Annotated in this window: 16 protein-coding genes; 8 read left to right on the top strand and 8 right to left on the bottom strand. The window is 66.1% G+C overall.

Going from position 1 to position 17690, the window contains the following annotated elements; translation table 11 throughout:
• Positions 1–84 precede the first annotated feature (84 nt).
• Together cueR and AC6CIE_RS07085 are read right to left on the bottom strand one after the other, a co-directional pair.
• Positions 85–477: a Cu(I)-responsive transcriptional regulator gene (gene cueR / locus AC6CIE_RS07090; RefSeq protein WP_175121705.1), complete on the bottom strand. Its 393-nt coding sequence runs from the start codon at positions 475–477 to the stop codon at positions 85–87.
• Positions 474–2756 carry a heavy metal translocating P-type ATPase gene (locus AC6CIE_RS07085; RefSeq protein WP_498091792.1) on the bottom strand — a complete coding sequence of 761 codons (2283 nt, stop codon included), beginning with the start codon at positions 2754–2756 and terminating at the stop codon, positions 474–476. Before AC6CIE_RS07085 ends, cueR begins: the two co-directional genes overlap by 4 nt.
• 151 nt (positions 2757–2907) lie before the next feature.
• Between AC6CIE_RS07085 and AC6CIE_RS07080 the strand changes: the two genes are divergently transcribed.
• The 3 genes from AC6CIE_RS07080 to AC6CIE_RS07070 all read left to right on the top strand — a co-directional run bounded on the left by AC6CIE_RS07080 (position 2908) and on the right by AC6CIE_RS07070 (position 5719).
• Positions 2908–3108: a heavy-metal-associated domain-containing protein gene (locus tag AC6CIE_RS07080; protein WP_175185363.1), complete on the top strand. Its 201-nt coding sequence runs from the start codon at positions 2908–2910 to the stop codon at positions 3106–3108.
• Positions 3109–3285: 177 nt separating this feature from the next.
• Positions 3286–4014, top strand: coding sequence for a glutathione peroxidase (locus tag AC6CIE_RS07075; protein ID WP_108005634.1), 729 nt, complete (start codon positions 3286–3288; stop codon positions 4012–4014).
• A 274-nt stretch (positions 4015–4288) separates the two neighbouring features.
• Positions 4289–5719, top strand: coding sequence for a dihydrolipoyl dehydrogenase (locus tag AC6CIE_RS07070; protein ID WP_175121702.1), 1431 nt, complete (start codon positions 4289–4291; stop codon positions 5717–5719).
• Positions 5720–5894: 175 nt separating this feature from the next.
• Here the strand turns inward: AC6CIE_RS07070 and AC6CIE_RS07065 are convergent, their stop codons facing one another.
• The 3 genes from AC6CIE_RS07065 to AC6CIE_RS07055 are packed head-to-tail and all read right to left on the bottom strand — an operon-like array spanning position 5895 to position 8870.
• Positions 5895–6785, bottom strand: a complete 891-nt coding sequence (locus AC6CIE_RS07065) for a 23S rRNA (adenine(2030)-N(6))-methyltransferase RlmJ (protein ID WP_175121701.1) — start codon at positions 6783–6785, stop codon at positions 5895–5897.
• Positions 6786–6798: 13 nt separating this feature from the next.
• The gene (gene ugpQ, locus AC6CIE_RS07060) at positions 6799–7548 is read right to left on the bottom strand and encodes a glycerophosphodiester phosphodiesterase (RefSeq protein ID WP_175136628.1); all 750 of its coding nucleotides are present in this window, start codon (positions 7546–7548) and stop codon (positions 6799–6801) included.
• Positions 7545–8870 (bottom strand): M20/M25/M40 family metallo-hydrolase, encoded by a 1326-nt coding sequence (locus AC6CIE_RS07055; protein WP_498091790.1) that lies wholly within the window; start codon positions 8868–8870, stop codon positions 7545–7547. The genes ugpQ and AC6CIE_RS07055 overlap by 4 nt, the downstream gene beginning before the upstream one ends.
• A gap of 353 nt (positions 8871–9223) precedes the next feature.
• Between AC6CIE_RS07055 and AC6CIE_RS07050 the strand changes: the two genes are divergently transcribed.
• Positions 9224–11182 (top strand): SurA N-terminal domain-containing protein, encoded by a 1959-nt coding sequence (locus tag AC6CIE_RS07050; RefSeq protein WP_218343698.1) that lies wholly within the window; start codon positions 9224–9226, stop codon positions 11180–11182.
• Positions 11183–11198: 16 nt separating this feature from the next.
• Here the strand turns inward: AC6CIE_RS07050 and AC6CIE_RS07045 are convergent, their stop codons facing one another.
• Complete coding sequence (locus AC6CIE_RS07045) at positions 11199–11846, bottom strand: arylesterase (protein WP_175136625.1); 648 nt, start codon at positions 11844–11846, stop codon at positions 11199–11201.
• Here AC6CIE_RS07045 and AC6CIE_RS07040 point away from each other — a divergent pair.
• Positions 11845–12522 carry an ABC transporter ATP-binding protein gene (locus AC6CIE_RS07040; RefSeq protein WP_498091789.1) on the top strand — a complete coding sequence of 226 codons (678 nt, stop codon included), beginning with the start codon at positions 11845–11847 and terminating at the stop codon, positions 12520–12522. The two genes, AC6CIE_RS07045 and AC6CIE_RS07040, sit on opposite strands and share 2 nt — an antisense overlap.
• Positions 12523–12579: 57 nt before the next feature.
• Entirely contained in the window at positions 12580–12882 is a 303-nt protein-coding gene (locus tag AC6CIE_RS07035) for a hypothetical protein (protein ID WP_498091788.1), read from the top strand.
• 66 nt (positions 12883–12948) lie between these two features.
• On the opposite strand, the gene fabV is transcribed toward AC6CIE_RS07035, so the two are convergent.
• Both fabV and AC6CIE_RS07025 read right to left on the bottom strand, forming a co-directional pair.
• Positions 12949–14139, bottom strand: a complete 1191-nt coding sequence (fabV, locus tag AC6CIE_RS07030) for an enoyl-ACP reductase FabV (RefSeq protein ID WP_191578927.1) — start codon at positions 14137–14139, stop codon at positions 12949–12951.
• Between the two features lie 118 nt (positions 14140–14257).
• Positions 14258–15220 carry a DMT family transporter gene (locus tag AC6CIE_RS07025; RefSeq protein ID WP_218343703.1) on the bottom strand — a complete coding sequence of 321 codons (963 nt, stop codon included), beginning with the start codon at positions 15218–15220 and terminating at the stop codon, positions 14258–14260.
• 93 nt (positions 15221–15313) lie between these two features.
• On the opposite strand from AC6CIE_RS07025, the gene AC6CIE_RS07020 reads away from it, so the two are divergent.
• A complete protein-coding gene (locus AC6CIE_RS07020; RefSeq protein WP_175121693.1) occupies positions 15314–16201 on the top strand; it encodes a LysR family transcriptional regulator in 888 nt (295 codons plus the stop codon).
• Positions 16202–16540: 339 nt separating this feature from the next.
• Positions 16541–17587, top strand: a complete 1047-nt coding sequence (locus AC6CIE_RS07015; RefSeq protein WP_498091786.1) for a TRAP transporter substrate-binding protein — start codon at positions 16541–16543, stop codon at positions 17585–17587.
• Positions 17588–17690 lie beyond the last annotated feature (103 nt).

The following is a 17690-nucleotide window of genomic DNA, read 5'->3' as shown; positions in this document are numbered from 1 at the left end:
GCGCACCCGCGGCGGGCGAGCCCGCGGCGGGCGTCTCCCGCGCCGGGCGTCATCCCGCGGCCGGAAAACTTCCGCCGCGTGTCGTCAGTGCGAGCAGCCCAGGTTCTCCAGAATGGGGCAGTCGGGCCGCTCGTCGCCATGGCAATGCTGCGCCAGATGCTTGAGCGTGGCGGCCATCTCGCGCAGCGCCTCCGCCTTGCGCTCTAGCTCCTCAACGTGCTCAAGCGCAATGCGCTTGACGTCTGCGCTGGCTCGGCTGCGGTCCTGCCAGAGCGCCAGCAGCTCGTTCATCTGCTCCACCGAAAACCCCAGATCGCGCGCGCGGCGCACGAAGCGCAGCGTGTGCACGTCATGATCGCTGTACACGCGGTAGCCGGAATCGGTGCGCACGGCGGGGCTGATCAGGCCGATGCTTTCGTAATAGCGGATCATCTTGGCCGAGATGCCGGATTGCTTGGCGGCTTGTCCGATGTTCATGCTTGCCTCCCGTGGGGGCGAAATGCCTTCAGGCGCAGCGCATTGCCCAGCACGAAGACGCTGGACAGCGCCATCGCGCCCGCCGCAAAGATCGGCGACAGCGACAGACCGAAGGCCGGATACAGCGCGCCCGCGGCCAGGGGAATCAGCGCCGCGTTGTAGGCGAACGCCCAGAACAGGTTTTGGCGGATGTTGGCCAGCGTGGCACGGCTGAGCGCAATGGCGTTGGGCACGCCGTGCAGGTCGTCGGCCATCAGCACGACGGACGCTGCCTCGATCGCCACGTCCGTGCCGGTGCCGATCGCGATGCCGGTGTCGGCTGCGGCCAGTGCGGGGGCATCGTTGATGCCGTCGCCCACGAACGCCACCTTGCGGCCGCCTTCGCGCAGCGTCGCGATAGCCTCGACCTTGCCGTCCGGCAGCACCTCGGCGCGCACTTCATCGATGCCCAACTGGCGCGCGACCGCCTGCGCGGTGTGGCGGTTGTCGCCCGTGATCATGGCGGTCTTCAGGCCTTGCGCGTGCAGCGCGGCGATGGCGGAGACGGCCGAGGGCTTGACCGGGTCCGTCACGGCGATCATGGCGCCCGCCTGGCCGTCGATGGCGACGTAGATCGGCGTCTTGCCTTCGTTGCCCCAGTCGGCGGCGCGTGCGCCGAATGCGCTGACGTCGACGCCACGTTCGGCCATCAGACGCGCTGCGCCCGCCAGCACTTTGCGGCCCGCCACCGTGGCCTCGACGCCGGCGCCGGTAATGGCGGCAAAGTTTTCGGCGGGAAGCAGTTCAATCTTGCGTTCGGCAGCCGCGGCCACGATGGCCAGCGCGATGGGATGCTCAGAGCGCGCCTGCACTGACGCCACCCACTGCAGGACCTGCTGCGGATCCTGGCCCGGCGAGGGCTCCAGTTCGGTGAGTGTGGGCTTGCCCAACGTCAGGGTGCCCGTCTTGTCGAAGGCCACGACGTTGACGTCGCGCAGCGTCTGCAACGCATCGCCCTGCCGGAACAGCACGCCCATTTCGGCGGCGCGCCCGGTGCCCACCATGATGGACGTGGGCGTGGCCAGCCCCATGGCGCACGGGCAGGCGATGATCAGCACGGCCACCGCGTTGACCAGCGCATGGGATAGCGCCGGTTCGGGGCCCATGAAGAACCACGTCAGGAAGGTGAGCAGGGCGGCCGCCATGACCGCCGGCACAAACCATGCGGTCACCTGGTCCACCATCGCCTGGATTGGCAGCCGCGCGCCCTGGGCCGCTTCGACCATGCGGATGATCCGGGCCAGCATGGTGTCCGCGCCCGTGTGCGTGACGCGCAACGTGAAGCTGCCGGACGTGTTCAGCGTTCCGCCGGTGGCCTGCATGCCCGGCTGCTTTTCCACGGGCACGGGCTCGCCCGTCAGCATGGATTCGTCGACGTACGAGCTGCCTTCGATGATGTCGCCGTCTAGCGGAATCTTCTCGCCCGGCCGCACCATCACGATGTCACCCGTGCGCACGCGTTCGATCTCGATGTCCTGCGCCTGGCCGTCGCGCAGCACGCGCGCTGTGCGCGGCTGTAGCCCGATCAGCCGCTTGATGGCCGCGCCCGTCTTGCCCTTGGCCCGGGCTTCCAGCATGCGGCCCAGCAGGATCAGCGTGACGATGACGGCGGCAGCTTCAAAATAGACGTTGCGCGCCGCGTCCGGCAGCAAGCCCGGCGCAAACGTGGCGACAACCGAATAGCCCCAGGCCGCGCCCGCGCCCAGCGCCACCAGCGAATTCATTTCGGGCGCGCGGCGCCACAGCGCCACAAGCCCCTTGGTGAAGAACTGCCGGCCCGGCCAGACCAGCACGGCGGTGGTCAGTACAAACTGCAGCAGCCAGCTGTTTTGCCGGCCAATCGTTTCCATCACCCAATGGTGCATGGCGGGAATCAGGTGCGATCCCATCTCCAGCGCAAACACCGGCAGCGTCAGGACCAGCGCGGCGATGAATGCACGTTGCAGGCGGTGCGCCTCGGCGTCGCGGGCTTCGGACTGCCGCTCGGCATGGTCATCCTGGGCGGCGATCGGGCGCGCCTCATAGCCCATCTTGCCGACGGCCGCGACGAGCGCCTGCGGCTCGGCAGCAGTGGGGTCGAAGGAGACCCGCGCGCGCTCGGTTGCAAGGTTCACTTGCGCCTGCGCAACGCCGGGAACATTCGCCAGCGCTTTTTCCACGCGCTTGACGCATGATGCGCAGGTCATGCCTTCGATGGCGAGTTCCAATTCGGAAAATGAGGACGAGCGTGCTGCGTGCATGACTATCTCGATCTGGATGGGAGCGCCCAGTTTCATCCTTCCCATCGTGGGAAGGTCAAGCGCCATTCTACGCTTGACCTTGACATGATGGGAACGTTTAACCTGCCCGACATGGTGGCTCAAGCGCCGCCGTCAACTTTTGGAGAAAACTATGAGCATCGCTTTCCAAGTGCCCGACATGACCTGCGGCCATTGCGTCAAGACCATCACCGGCGCCGTCAACGAGGCTGTCCCGGGCGCCGTGGTCGCCGTGGATCTGCCCACGCATCGCGTCACCATCACCGGCACCGACCAGGCCGACAAGGTAGAAGCCGCCATCCGCGACGCGGGTTACGAGCCGGCCCGCGTCTGAGGACGCGAACGCGGCTTTGTGATAGCTTCGGTCTTTCGCAAAACATTTAGTAATCGCCAAAAGCTATCGATCAATTAAGTTAATTAAATTGGATTAATTGATAGTCGAGATGTATGATTCTTTTCATGGCGGGCCAGAAACCCGCCACTTAAGTTATCAAACCAAGGAGAGAATCGAATGCTGCAAAACCGCGAAGGCCAACGTGTTCCGAATGTGACGTTCCCCGTTCGTGAGGACAACACGTGGAAGAAGGTCACGACCGACGACCTGTTCAAGAACAAGACGGTCGTGGTCTTCTCGCTTCCCGGCGCTTTCACGCCGACCTGCTCGTCCACCCACCTGCCGCGCTACAACGAACTGGCTCCCGCGTTCTTCGCCGCCGGCGTCGATAGCATCGTCTGCGTGTCGGTCAACGACACCTTCGTCATGAACGAATGGGCCAAGGACCAGGAATCGGCCAACATCACGCTGCTGCCCGACGGCAACGGCGCCTTCACCGAAGGCATGGGCATGCTCGTCGACAAGAGCGACCTGGGCTTCGGCAAGCGCAGCTGGCGCTATTCCATGCTGGTCAAGGACGGTGTCGTCGAAAAGATGTTCATCGAGCCGGAAAAGGAAGGCGATCCGTTTGAAGTGTCGGACGCCGACACCATGCTGGCTCACTTCGCGCCGTCCGCCAAGAAGCCTGACCAGGTCGTGGTGTTCTCCAAGCCCGGCTGCCCGTTCTGCGTCGAAGCCAAGGCGCTGCTGGACAGCAAGGGCTACGCCCCGATCGAGATCCCGCTGGAAAACAAGGTCCGTGGCCGCGTGATCGGCGCAGTGTCCGGCAAGGGCACGGCCCCGCAGGTGTTCATCAACGGCGCCCTGATCGGCGGCCTGGAAGACCTGAAGGCGCACTTCGCCTGATAGACCGGCGAGACGGCCGGGCAGGGGCATGGCCCCCCCCCGGTCGCCCGGACGCGCGGCGGTTGATTCCGCACTGGCCGCCGCGCGCTCCGGCGCAAGGGCCGGCAACGTAGCCGCCGCGCTACTCCCGCAAGTTTCCCTTCTTTTGCGCCCTTGTGCGGGCGCCGTGCGTCCGCAATCAGGGCGCAGGACGGCGTTTGCCTCGAGGGCACGCAACAAGGCGGAATTTGCCTTCACATTCTGATCATTACGCGACCACGGGGGACTCCCAATCATGAAGACGCTGCATACCGACATTGCTGTCATCGGCGCCGGCACCGCAGGCCTGGCTGCTTACCGAGCCGCCAAGGCGGCGGGCAAGCGCGCGCTGCTTATCGAAGGCGGTCCTTACGGCACGACCTGCGCCCGCGTCGGCTGCATGCCGTCCAAGCTGCTGATCGCGGCCGCCGAGGCGGCGCACGCGGCGGCGCACACCGATGCGTTCGGCGTGCATGTCGGCGGAGAGATCACGGTCGACGGCGCCGAGGTCATGGACCGCGTCAAGCGCGAGCGCGACCGCTTTGTGGGTTTCGTTGTCGACGGCGTGGAAAACATTCCGGCCGAAGACAAGGTGCGCGGCTACGCGAAATTCGTGTCCGACACCGTGCTGCGTGTGGATGACCACACCGAAATCCAGGCCTCGCGTGTCGTGATCGCCACCGGCTCGCGGCCGTCCGTGCCGCCGCCTTTCCGCGCGCTGGGCGATCGCCTCGTTGTGAACGATGACGTGTTCGCGTGGGACGACCTGCCTAATCGCGTGGCGGTTTTCGGGCCCGGCGTGATCGGGCTGGAGCTTGGTCAGGCGCTTGCCCGGCTGGGCGTGGAAGTTCGCGTGTTCGGCATGAGCGGCAGCCTGGGCGGCATCAGCGATCCGCAGGTGCGGCAAACTGCCCGCAAGATCTTTCAGCGCGAGTTCTATCTGGACACCGATGCCCGCGTCCTGGAAACCAGCCGCGTCGGCGACGAGGTGGAAGTGCGTTACGTGGCGCTGGACAACAGCGAGCGCACCGAGCGCTTCGACTACGCGCTGGTCGCCACGGGCCGCCGTCCCAACGTCGATGGTCTTGGTCTGGAAAACACGTCGCTGGCGCTCAACGCGCAAGGCGTGCCGCAGTTTGACCGGCTGACGATGCAGGCGGGCAGCTCGCCGATCTTCATTGCCGGCGACGCCAACGCCGACGCGCCGCTCCTGCACGAGGCCGCCGACGAAGGCCGCATTGCGGGCGAGAACGCGGCGCGCTTCCCGGAAGTGCGCGAGGGATTGCGCCGTGCGCCGCTGGGCGTGGTCTTTTCGGATCCGCAGATCGCGCTGGTCGGCGCAGGTCACGCCAAGCTGGTGCCGGGCACGTTCGTTACCGGTGCAGTGGATTTCAGCGACCAGGGCCGTTCGCGCGTCATGCTGAAGAACCGCGGCATGCTGCATGTTTACGCCGATATTGAAACGGGCCGCTTCCTGGGCGCCGAGATGATCGGACCCAGCGCGGAGCACATCGGTCACTTGCTGGCGTGGGCCGTGCAGCAGGAGCTCACGGTGGCGCGCATGCTGGAAATGCCGTTCTACCACCCGGTGATCGAGGAAGGCCTGCGCACCGCGCTGCGCGATGCCGCGTCGAAGCTGGCGCTGGCGCAGGAAGCGATGCGCCAGGCCGACGTCGAAACGGTCTGAGCGCCGCAGACGTGAGCGGGTCGCGGACGCAAAAAGGGTCGCTGACCTGAAAGGGTCGCTGACGTAAAAGGGTCGCGGACCTCATAGGATCGCGATCGCAAAAAAAGGGCCGCGCCATGAAGGCGCGGCCCTTTGTCGTCGGCGCGGCCGCATTGCCCCGGCGCGGGGCAGGGCGTCAGTCGTCCGATTGCTTCTTCGGCACTGGGAACGGGTTCTCGCGGTATTGCAGCGTGAAGCCTGCGCGTTCGTCCTGCGCCAGTTCGCGCGCCAGATACGGCATGGCCTGTTTCAGCGCGTCGTGCAGCGTCCAGGGCGGGTTGATGAGGAACATCCCGCTGCCGTGCAGGCCGTAACCATCGATGGTCGCCTTCTTGACGGTCAGGGTGGCGTGCAGCCAGCTCTTGACCTTCAGGTTTTCGAAATGGCGCGCCATCTCGCTGGCCTCGCGGCGTTGCACCAGCGGATACCAGATGGCATACGTGCCGGTGGCAAAGCGCTTGATGCACTCCTTCACGGTGAGGAGCGTGCGCCGATAGTCGTGCTTGTCCTCATACGACGGGTCGATCAGCACCATGCCGCGTCGCGTGGGCGGCGGCAGCAGCGCCTTGATGCCCTCGAAACCGTCGTCGCCGTAGATCGTGGTCTGGCGCTGCGCTGCGCGGCCCTGGTGCTCCAGGTTGCCGACCAGCGTGTCGATTTCGGTGGGATGCATCTCGAACAGGCGCAGGCGGTCGGAGGGGCGCAGCGCGTCCAGCGTCAGCCACGGCGAGCCCGGATAGCGGCGCAGCCGGCCGTTGGTGTTGTAGTCGCGGATGCGCGCAACGTAATCGGCCAGCAGCGGCGGCAGATCCTGCGCTTCCCACAGGCGGCCGATGCCGTCCGCGAACTCGGACGTCTTGGCTGCCCAGTCGCTGTCCAGGCTGTAGAGGCCGGCGCCCGCATGGGTGTCGATGACCCAGTACGGGGCGTCTTTCTTGTTGAAGTAGTCCAGGGTATGGACCAGGATGGCGTGTTTGAGCACGTCGGCATGGTTGCCGGCGTGAAAGGCGTGGCGGTAGCTGAACACGGGGCTTTCTGCCTCAGGCGGCGGGCCGGATGGCGGCCAGCTCGTCGGTGAAAATGCCGTCGATGCCCCAGTCGAGCAGCAGGCGCGCGCGCTCGGGGTCGTTGACGGTCCAGGCCGCGATGCGGTAGCCGGCGGCGTGCACGGCGTCGATCAGTTCGCGGGTGGCGTCCTTCTGGTTGATGTTCAGCGCCACGCATTCATATTTGGCAAGGCGTTCGCGCCAGTCGGCGGGCACCTTTTCCACGAGCAGGGCGCGCGGCAATTCGGGAGCGGCCTGGCGGGCGGCTTCCAAGGCTTCTTCGGCAAACGAGGACAACAGCGGCGCGGTGCCGGCGCCTTGCCACAGTTCGCGGGCCGCCAGGGCGACGGCGCGGCCGGTTTCGGCTTCGCGGCCGGGGCAGGGCTTGATCTCGACGTTGCTGGCAATGCCGTTGGCCAGCGTGTAGCGGGCGACGGCGGCAAAGGTGGGGAGCGGTTCGCCGGCGTAGGCCGCCGAATGCCAACTGCCGAAATCAAGCTGCGCCAGTTCGGCGTAGGTCTTGGCGGCGGCAGGGCCTTTGCCGTTCGAGGTGCGGTCGACGTCGTCGTCGTGCATCAGCACCAGCACGTTGTCGCTGCTGAGCTTCACGTCGTACTCAAACATGGTGAAGCCGTGTTCGGCGCCGACGCGCATGGCGGCCAGCGTGTTCTCCGGCGCCAGACGGCCGCCACCGCGGTGCGCGATGTGGCGGGAGTAAGGCCAGGAGGGAAGGTTTGCGGTCATTTGGTGCTGCTTTGGGGTTCTTTTGGGACAGGTTGCAAGGATACCTTGTTCTGCGACACGTCCATGATCATGCGCGTGGCCAGATACAGGCGCGGCACGATGCTGTTGACCAGGATGTACTCGGCGTCATTCGAATGCGCGCCGAATCCGCTCAGTCCCATGCCCTCGATGACGGGTCCGCGGGCCTTCAGCGCCGCAAAGGCCGCGTCCGTGCCGCCGCCGCTGGCCCGGTCCACCACCTTCAGCGGCAGGTCGAGCTCCTGGTAGACCTCCACGCCGTGCTGGGCCAGGGCGCGCGACGCCGCAGTCGCCTCCAGCGGCGGGCGGCGGACCTCGAACTTCACGCTGACCTTGGACTCGGGCAGCAGTTTCTTCTGGATGCGTTCCTCCAGCGTGCGCGCCAGGGCGTCGAAGTCGGATACGCGCAGCGCCCGCGCGTCGCCCTGGGCGGTGGCCAGTCCCGGAATGACGTTGCGGTTGGTGCCTGCCTGGGCGACGGTCCAGTTCAGCTTCAGCCCCTCGTCGGGCTTGGAAAGATCGTCCAGCTGCAGGAGCTGGTGCGACAGCTCGTAGAGCGCATTGACGCCGCCCTCCGGCCGGGCGCCTGCGTGCGAGGTCTTGCCCTGCACGGTCAGGTACGCCGCGCCGATGCCGCTGGTGGCCAGCGTCAGGCGCGGTTCCATGCCGCCGCCCTCGAACGAAATGACCGCATCCTGATCGGCGCCCAGGCGGGTGATGGTGCTGCGCGCGCCGGGCGAGCTGATCTCTTCGTCCCCGTTGATCAGCACCGTCAGCGTGCCGTAGTCGGCAAACTGCAGTGTTTTCAGGAGCGCGATGGTGTGCAGGATGGCCGCCACGCCGTGCTTGTCGTCGGCAATGCCCAGGCCATAGGCCTTGTCGCCGTCGATCCGGAACGGCTGGTCCTTCAACATGCCGTTGCGGTACACCGTGTCCATGTGGGCGATCAGCATGATCTTCTTGCTGCCGCCGCCCTTGAACTCCGCGTGGACCATCGGCCCGACCTTCTCGGGGGTGTCGTCCAGCCGGAACACGTCGGTAGGCGCAATGATCTCGACGGTGCCGCCCAGTTCCTTGAGCCGGTCGCGGATCAGTTCGGCGATGCGTTCAACGCCTTCGACATCCTTGCTGCCGGACTCGATATTCACCAGATCCCGCATGGTATCGAGCATGGCCTGCTGCTGGCCCTTGGCCGCCTCCAGCACATTGGCCACCGGGGCCGCCTGCGCGGCGTGGGCGCAGCTCAGAAACATCAAAGCGACACAGGACTTCAGCAACGGGAGGCGGGAAGGCATGAACGGCATCGTGGGTGACCTTTTTGCGCGCGGGAAGGGGAACCGGCCTTGTGCCGGCCTGGCAGGGCGGCCCTCGATCTGCGGGCTAACCCCAGGTCCACGATACGAGCGCGGGGCGGGGGCGGTAATGGGGGATTCCCGGGTTGACGGACCTCGTCCTCCGTGGGGACGGATGGTCCACGACGCCGCGCATTGCCCGTTGGCTTGGACAATGGCCGCGCAATGAATGAGAAATGGTAAAATCCGCCCGCTGAACCCGGTTTGAACCGGTATGGGAATAGAGGCGAATCGACTTCGCCTTTTTTTATGCGTTTTCGTGCGGCCCCGGGCGTCTACCCCCGGAGCGCGGCAACAGGGATTCCATGTTCGAATTTATTCGCAGCCATCGGCGCTGGATGCAGTTCATCCTGCTGATCTTGATCGTGCCTTCCTTCTTCCTGGTCGGGATTCAAGGCTATGACAGCTTCATGAGTCGGGAGCCCGAGCTGGCGACGGTGGCTGGCCAGCCGATTTCCCGCGCCGAGTTTGATCAGGCGCACCGCAACCAGCTTGACCAGTTCCGCCAGCGCCTGGGCGCCCAGTTCGATCCGGCCGTGATCGATACGCCCGCCCTGCGTGAAGGCCTGCTGAACCAGCTCATCAACCAGCGCCTGCTCGCCAACGTGGCCGCCGACAACCGTTTCTCGGTGTCCGACGAGACGCTGCGCAACACGATCGCCGCCATCCCGGAAGTCCAGGATAACGGCCGCTTCTCGCCCGAACGCTATCGCCAGGTGCTGGCCGCGCAGGGCATGTCGCCGACGTCGTTTGAAGCCGGCCTGCGCCGCGACCTGGCCATCGCCCGTGTGCTCGAGCCCGTCGGCGAATCGGCCCGCGCGCCGGCCGAAGTGGTCGCCGCCGTGGAATCGGCGCTGACCCAGGCCCGCACCGTGCAACTGCGCAACTTCTCCGCCGCCGACTTCCGCTCGCAAGTCACCGTGAACCCGGCTGACATCCAGGCCTGGTACGACGCCAACAAGCAGCAATTGCAGGTGCCGGAACAGGTGCAGGTGCAATACCTGGTGCTGGACGAAGCCGCCGCCACGCAAGGCGTGCAGGTCAAGGACGAGGACCTGGCTTCGTATTACGAACAGAACAAGAACCGCTTTGGTCAGCCCGAGCGCCGCCGCGCCAGCCACATCTTCATCGAGCTGCCGTCGGGCGAAGACGCCCGCAAGGCCGCGCGCGCCAAGGCCGAAGACATCGCCAAGCAGGCCGCTGCCGATCCCGCCAAGTTCGCCGAACTGGCTGCCAAGAATTCGCAGGACGCCGGCTCGGCCGCCAAGGGCGGTGACCTGGGCTGGATTGCCCCGGGTGCGCAGCCCGGCCCGTTGGACAAGGCCATCTTCGGCCTGGCCCAGAACCAGGTGTCCGGCGTGGTCGAAAGCCCGTTCGGCCTGCACATCGTCAAGGTCACGGAAATCAGCCCGGGCGCCGTCAAGCCGCTGGCCGAGGTCAAGGACCAGATCACCGCAGAAGTCCGCAAGCAGATCGCCGCGCAGCGTTTTTCCGAGATGGCCAGCCAGCTGAACAAGCAGGTCTACGACCAGCGCGACAGCCTGCAACCGGCTGCCGACGCCGTCGGCCTGAAGCTGCGCACCGCTTCCGGCGTCACCCGCGAAGGCCTGCTGCCCGCCGAGAAGGCCGGTCCGGGCTCCGCCGCCGACAGCCCCGACGCCGCGCTGCTGGACAACCCGCGCGTGCGCCAGGTGCTGTTCTCGCCCGACGTGCTGCGCGAAAAGCAGAATTCCGGTGTGATCGAACTCGCGCCCGACACGATGCTGGCCGTGCGCGTTGCCTCCGTTGAACCGGCCCACGTGCCGCCGCTGGACAAGGTCAGCGAAGTCATTCGCGCCAAGCTGCTCGACGAGCGCTCCGCCGAAGCCGCCAAGAAGGCCGGCGAGGCGGCCCTGGCGGCCGCCAAGGCTGATCCCGCCGCGACGCCCGAAGGCTTCGGCCCGGCCATCAGTGTGACGCGCCAGAATCCCCAGGATCTGTCGCGCCCGGTGCTGGACGCCGTGATGCGCCTGCCGTCGGCCACGCTGCCGGCCTTCACGGGCGTGCAGTCCGGCGTGGACTACACGCTGGTGCGTCTGGAAAAGGTGGAAGCCGGCAAGTCCGATGCCGCCGACATGGAGCGCCTGGCGCAGCAACTGTCGGGTGCATGGGGCCAAGCCGAAAACGAGGCTTTGATCCGCATGCTGCGCCAGCAGTACGAGGTGAACGTCACGCCCGCCGCCGCGGATGTCATCCGCGGCGATCAGGCCCAGGCCGCGGGTTGATCGCCCTGTCAGATAGTCAGTTCAACATGGGCCGCAGCGCCGGCCACACGTTGTCCAGCAATTGAGGCTGGGCATCCTCGTTAGGGTGGATGCCGTCAGCCTGAAACATCGCCCGGTTCGTCGCGATACCTTCCATCAGGAAGGGCACGAGCCGGGCGTTTTCGTTTTTGGCCACATTGGAAAAAACCGCGGCAAAGCGTTGGGCGTAGTCCCGTCCGTAATTGGGCGGAATCTGCATTCCGACGATCAGCACCTCGGCATCGGCCTTGCGCGCCGCCTGGGTCATGGTCCGCAGGTTTTGCTCGGTCATGTTCAGGGGCAGGCCGCGCAACGCGTCGTTGGCGCCCAGCTCCAGCACCACGACCGCCGGCGCATGCTGGCGCAGCAGGGCGGGCAGGCGGGCAACGCCGCCGCTGGTCGTGTCGCCGCTGATGCTGGCATTGACGACCTGGAACTTCGGGTATTGTTCTGAGATCCTCGCGGACAGCAGGGGCACCCAGCCCGTGCCGCGTTTGATGCCGTATTCGGCGGACAGGCTATCGCCCACCACCAGCACGGTGCGCGGCGTGGAACCCTGGGGCGCCGCGGCGGTCTGAGCGTGGGCGGGCGCCGCCGCGGCGGTCGCGAAGGCAGTCACAAGAAGCAGACGGGAAAATAGGCGCATGGATAGCAATAACTCAATCGTGGTGAAAGGGCTGGGCAAGCGGGTGGCCGATGCCGGTGGATCGCTTTCTATCCTGGAAGGAATTGATTTTACGGTCGCGGCGGGCAGCGCCGTGGCCATCACGGGCAGCTCGGGCTCGGGCAAGTCGACTCTGCTGGGACTGCTGGCCGGTCTGGATGTTCCCAGCGTGGGCAGCGTACACCTTGCCGGGCAGGACCTGTTCGCCCTGGACGAAGACGGCCGCGCGCGCCTGCGGGCCAATCACGTCGGCTTCGTGTTCCAGTCCTTCCAGTTGCTGCCCAACCTGACCGCGCTGGAAAACGTGATGCTGCCGCTGGAGCTGGCCGGCCAATCCGCGCGCGAGGCCGCGCAGGCCATGCTGGAACGGGTGGGGCTGGGCGCGCGCCTGCACCACTATCCGCGCACGCTGTCGGGCGGCGAACAGCAGCGCGTGTCGCTGGCCCGTGCGTTTGTCGTGCAGCCGGACCTGCTGTTTGCCGACGAGCCCACCGGCAGCCTGGATGCCGCAACCGGCGTGACGGTCATCGATCTGATGTTCGACCTGCACCGCGAGCACGGGACGACGCTGGTGCTGGTCACGCACGATCCGCAACTGGCGGCGCGCTGCGGGCGGCAACTGGTGCTGGCGGCGGGCCGCATGGTCACGGACGAGTGAGACGAATACCCATTGCTGTCGCAAATGTACGGGAGTAGGCTAACTCAAGGAGTTGCCATGTCTGCCCGTACATCCATCCATGCGTTCTTGGTTGTTGCATTGCTGGCGCCCGCCGTTGCCGGCGCGAGCGGTGGTGTCATCCGCTTTGTCGGTGGCATTGTGGAGCCGGCAGGGTGCATGCCGCGTGTGACGCCGGCAAGCGCCGGTGGACTCCCCCGCGTAGCTTGCGCGCCTGAATTCCGGGCCCGCGCCGTGGATCCGGCGCCGCGGGTCAAAACCTCCGTGCGGGAAGTGCCCGCGGCCAATGCCGAAGCGCAAGCCTCAGGCAAGCGCTATCTGGTGACGCTGGAATACCTGTAGGAATGGCGCCGTCCCGGTGCGCCGGGACAGCACGAGCAACGCGCGGTCGGCACGGCCGCCCCGCGTTCACCCCAGATTGCGGATCTCTACGACCGGATCGACGTCGGCCGCATAATCGACGCCGTCGATTTCAAACCCGAACAGCCGCAGGAAATCGCGCTTGTAGCCAGCAAAATCGGTCAGCGCATAGAGGCTGTCCGTATCGACCTGATCCCACAGCGCCTGCACCCGCGCCTGCACCTTCGGGTCCAGTTCCTTGTAGTCGGCGCGCAGCCGACCTTCGTCGTCCAGGATGGGCGACGGGCCGCACAGGCTGTCGCGATACAGCCCATACACCTGCTCGATGCAGCCTTCGTGCGTGCCGTCTTCCTTCATGACCTTAAAGAGCAGGGACAGGTACAGCGGCATCATCGGGATGGCCGAGCTTGCCTGCGTGACCACTGCCTTGAGCACCGACACGCGCGCGTCGCCCCCGTGTTCCGAAAGCTTGGCCCGGATGTCCAGCACGCGCTGGTCCAGGTCTTTTTTGGCCGCGCCGATGGACCCGTTCCAGTAGACGTCGTGCGTGATCTTTTCGCCCAGATAGGTAAAGGCCGTGGTGGTGGCGCCGTCCGCCAGCACGCCGGCCTCCAGCAGCGCGTCGATCCACATCTGCCAGTCTTCGCCGCCCATCACGGCGACGGTGGCGTCGATTTCATCTTGCGAGGCGGGTTCCAGCACGCCGTCCTTGATAAGCTCCTTGTCGGTGTCCAGGCCGCGCAAGGTCACGGATTTGCCGATGGGCTTGAGCGTGGAGGTGTAGACCTGGCCCGTCTTCGGGTGCGTGCGTCGCGGGGCCGCGAGGCTGTAGATGACCTGATCGACCTGACCCAGGTCCGCCTTGATGGCGGCGATGGTCTTTTGCTTGATCTCATCGGAAAAGGCGTCGCCGTTGATGCTCTTGGCGTACAGGCCTTCGGCCTCGGCAAACTTGTGGAACGCGGCGCTGTTGTACCAGCCCGGAGTGCCCGGCTTGGCGGCGTCGCCCGGCCGTTCGAAGAAGACGCCCAGCGTCTGCGCGCCACAGGCAAAGGCCGCGCTGATGCGTGCGGCCAGCCCATACCCCGTCGACGCGCCCAGGATCAACACGCGCTTGGGCCCCCCGGGCACCGGTCCTTGCGCCTTCACGTAGTCGATCTGTTGCTTCACGTTGGCTTCGCAGCCGGCAGGATGGGTGGTGACGCAGATGAAACCGCGCACGCGGGGCTTGATGATCATGGGAGCCTCTTGTTGGGAATACGCCAGGGACGGATGCGGGAATGGGCATCAGGCGAAGCGCATTGTACGGGAGGCGGCCGGCCCGCGATTTCGAATCTGTCGCCGTTCAACGCCGGGCTTACGTGCCGCGGGCAGCCCGCGCCGCCGCGGCGCTTTGCGCGCGGCCCCGGCGCCATTCGATCATGCCGATCCCCACGCCGCTGGCGCAGATGATGGCGATGCCCAGCCAGGTCAGCGGGTCGGGAAAATGGCCCCATACCAGCCAGCCCACGGACGTGGCGCTGATGATCTGCAGGTAGATGAACGGCGCCAGCGTGGACGCCGGCGCGCGGCGATAGGCGGCGATCTGGAACAGGTGGCCCACGCAGCCCGTGATGCCGGTGGAGATCAGCACGGCCCAGTCGAACGCCGACAAGGCCTGCAGGAACGGCAGGGCGGGCGGCAGGATGAAGGGCAGGGCAAGGGTCAGGCAGATCGTGCCCACCGCACCGCTCCAGATCAGCGAGGTGAAGGGGTCGTCGCCGGCGACGCGGCGTGTGGCGATGAACTGGGCCGTGAAGCAACAGGCCGTCAGCAGGCCGAAGATCGTGCCCACCGGATGCAAGCCGCCGCCGGGGCGGATGACGATCAGCACGCCGACAAAGGCGATGCCCGCCGCGACAAAGCGTGACATGCGCGCGGGTTCCTTCAGGATCCAGGGCGCCAGCGACAGCACGAGCAACGGCGCCAGGAAATTGATGGACGTGGCCTCGGCCTGGGGGATGTAGCTCAGCGTCGTGAAGAACATGAGTGTGGCCAGGAACATCGAGCCGCCGCGGATGAGCTGCTCGCGCGGCTTGGTGCTGCGCAACACGCCCATGCCGCGCGCGGGCAGCACAAGCGCCAGCACGAGCACCAGGTGGATGGCGTAACGGAACCACGACAGCACGAGCAAAGGTACGCCCGCGTCCATGACCCACTTGCCGCTCGCGTCCAGGCACGACAGGGTCCACATCGACAGCACCAGCAGCAGCACACCGATCATCGGGCCGCGCGCGGCGGACGCGCCGGAGCGCGGGCGACCGTTATCGGCCGGGGACATGGAGGGTACTCCTTTCAGCGTGCACGAGGCATGGCGCCTTTGGGGCGATGGGCGGCTGACATGATACGCTCATCGCGCCGGGGGAAAAGGCCAATGATAGAACTACGCAACGTCGAAACGTTTTTCTGGGTCGCCACGCTGGGCAGCTTTCGCGCCGCGTCCGACAAACTCAACACCACGCAACCCGCCGTCTCGCAGCGCATCGCTTCGCTTGAAGCCGACCTGGGCGTCAAGCTGTTCGAGCGTGATGCGCGCGGCGTCAAGCTGACCGCCAAGGGACACGAACTGCTGTCGCATGCCGAGCGCATGCTGCAGGTGCGGCGCGACATGTTCGAAGCCGCGCGCGAGCAGAACGTCATGTCGGGAACCGTGCGCATCGGCGTGGCCGAGACCATCGTGCAGACCTGGCTGCCCGCGCTCATTGAACTGATCCACGCGACGTATCCCGCGCTGGTGCTGGAAATCGAAGTCGATACCACGCATGTGCTGCGCTCGCACCTGATGTCGCGCCAGATCGATCTGGCGTTTCTGATGGGGCCGGTGCTTGAGGCACGGGTCGAGAATCTGCCGCTGTGCACCTATCCGCTGGCGTGGGTCGCCAGTCCGCTGCTCGATCTGGGGCCCGAGCCCCTGACGCTTGCAACGATCGGCAAGCTGCCGATCATCACGTATCCCTCCAATAGTTCGCCGTACCGCGTGGTGCGCGACATGCTGACCCGTGCGGGTGTCACGTCGCCGCGCATGTATGGCAGCGCCTCGATGTCCATGGTGGTGCGGATGACGCAGGACGCCATCGGCACCAGCGTGATCGCGCCCGTGTTTCTGGGCAAGGAGCTGGCGCGGGGCGAGTTGCGCATTCTGCAGGTGCAGGCTGATCCGCTGCCCGAGTTGAGCTTCACCGCCACGTGGGTGCAAGGGCCGGACAGCCATGCCGTGCGCGTCATCGCGCAGATGGCGCAGAAGGTTGCCGCGCAGACCTGACCGGCAATTTGGCCGTAGGTGTTTTCCCGAGCGGGCGGCGTCGCGGATTGCTTGTTGCATAAGCGGGAAGGGTGCCGCCGCGATTGCCCGTCGGCCGCAAAGCCGCGCCGATGCGTCGTTTGCGCGGATTGGCGCCGCCGCACGCCGCGAGACCCAAAAAATATTTATACCCCCACATCGGAACTTACGATTGGACGCTCGCCGCCCCTGACGCTGCAATGGCGCTCATAACGGAGTAGCGGCTGGATACACATCCGAGACCACCGATTCCTACCGGCGCGCAACCAGGACAACGGGATCCCGCGCGCGGCACACGATCCCGCAGCCAGGAGTTTTTCCATGAAGAAGTCCCTTGCTTTTGCCGCCATCGCCGCCAGCTTTCTGGCCGGCGCCGTCCACGCCCAGGACCTTCCCAAGACCCACTTGAAGATCGTGGGCGGCCTGTCCAACCTGACCGCCTACAACGACTACGAAAAGCCGTTCTGGACCAAGACCATTCCCGAGCAGTCCAAGGGACAGGTCACGGCGGAGATCAAGGGCTTCAATGAAATGGGCTTGAAGGGGCCCGAGCTGCTGCGCCTGATGTCGCAGGGCGTCATCGAATTCGGCACCGCCACGCTGTCCTACTTTGCCAGCGACAACCCGATCAACGAAGCCATCGACCTGGCTGGCCTCGCGCCCGACGTCAAGACCGCGCGCGCCGTGACCGAAGCCTTCGAGCCCGTCTACGCCAAGCTGTACGGCGAAGGCAACAACGTCAAGCTGCTGGGCATCTCCACCTACCCGGCGCAGGTGCTGTTCTGCAATGCCGAGATCAAGGGCCTGGCCGACATCAAGGGCAAGAAGGTCCGCACCAGCAGCCGCACCACGGCCGAATTTGTCGAAGCACTGGGCGGTTCGAGCGTGACGATGGCCTTCGGCGAAGTCGTTCCCGCGCTGCAGAACAAGGTGGTCGATTGCGCCATCACGGGCTCGCTGTCGGGCTACTCCGCCAAGTGGTACGAGGTGTCGACGCACCTGGTGGCGCTGCCGATCAACTGGAACCAGCAAATCCATGCCGTCAACCAGAAGGCCTGGGACAAGCTTGATCCGAAGGTGCGCACGTTCCTGCAGGACAACGTCAAGACGCTGGTCGACAACATCTGGGATGCCGCCGCGCGCCAGACGCAGGAAGGCTATGACTGCAACACCGGCGCGGCCGCGTGCCCGTTCCCGGTCAAGGGCAAGATGGTCCTGGTGCAACCCTCCGACGCCGACAAGGCGCTGCTCAAGAAGGTGGCGCAAGAGGCCGTCCTGCCCAAGTGGGCCGCCCGCTGCTCGGCGCAGTGCGTGAAGGACTGGAATGCCACGGTCGGCAAGACGCTGAACCTGACCGCCAGCAAGTAAACGCCAGGATGCACCGGCCCGTGGGCCGGTGCAGATTCCGGCCGGTGATGGCGCGCGGTGGTCCGTGACCTTGGCATGAGGTCCGCGGCGCCCGCACGCGATG

The sequence above is a fragment of the Achromobacter sp. GQ309 genome (assembly GCF_059759315.1).
The sequence above is the reverse complement of the archived record's forward strand: the minus strand, read 5'-3'. Positions and strand labels throughout refer to the sequence as shown.

Coding starts and splice junctions, on each gene's coding strand:
- cueR (WP_175121705.1), bottom strand. CDS start 477: ATGAACATCGGACAAGCCGCCAAGCAATCCGGCATCTCGGCCAAGATG.
- AC6CIE_RS07085 (WP_498091792.1), bottom strand. CDS start 2,756: ATGCACGCAGCACGCTCGTCCTCATTTTCCGAATTGGAACTCGCCATC.
- AC6CIE_RS07080 (WP_175185363.1), top strand. CDS start 2,908: ATGAGCATCGCTTTCCAAGTGCCCGACATGACCTGCGGCCATTGCGTC.
- AC6CIE_RS07075 (WP_108005634.1), top strand. CDS start 3,286: ATGCTGCAAAACCGCGAAGGCCAACGTGTTCCGAATGTGACGTTCCCC.
- AC6CIE_RS07070 (WP_175121702.1), top strand. CDS start 4,289: ATGAAGACGCTGCATACCGACATTGCTGTCATCGGCGCCGGCACCGCA.
- ugpQ (WP_175136628.1), bottom strand. CDS start 7,548: ATGACCGCAAACCTTCCCTCCTGGCCTTACTCCCGCCACATCGCGCAC.
- AC6CIE_RS07055 (WP_498091790.1), bottom strand. CDS start 8,870: ATGCCGTTCATGCCTTCCCGCCTCCCGTTGCTGAAGTCCTGTGTCGCT.
- AC6CIE_RS07050 (WP_218343698.1), top strand. CDS start 9,224: ATGTTCGAATTTATTCGCAGCCATCGGCGCTGGATGCAGTTCATCCTG.
- AC6CIE_RS07040 (WP_498091789.1), top strand. CDS start 11,845: ATGGATAGCAATAACTCAATCGTGGTGAAAGGGCTGGGCAAGCGGGTG.
- AC6CIE_RS07045 (WP_175136625.1), bottom strand. CDS start 11,846: ATGCGCCTATTTTCCCGTCTGCTTCTTGTGACTGCCTTCGCGACCGCC.
- AC6CIE_RS07035 (WP_498091788.1), top strand. CDS start 12,580: ATGTCTGCCCGTACATCCATCCATGCGTTCTTGGTTGTTGCATTGCTG.
- fabV (WP_191578927.1), bottom strand. CDS start 14,139: ATGATCATCAAGCCCCGCGTGCGCGGTTTCATCTGCGTCACCACCCAT.
- AC6CIE_RS07025 (WP_218343703.1), bottom strand. CDS start 15,220: ATGTCCCCGGCCGATAACGGTCGCCCGCGCTCCGGCGCGTCCGCCGCG.
- AC6CIE_RS07020 (WP_175121693.1), top strand. CDS start 15,314: ATGATAGAACTACGCAACGTCGAAACGTTTTTCTGGGTCGCCACGCTG.
- AC6CIE_RS07015 (WP_498091786.1), top strand. CDS start 16,541: ATGAAGAAGTCCCTTGCTTTTGCCGCCATCGCCGCCAGCTTTCTGGCC.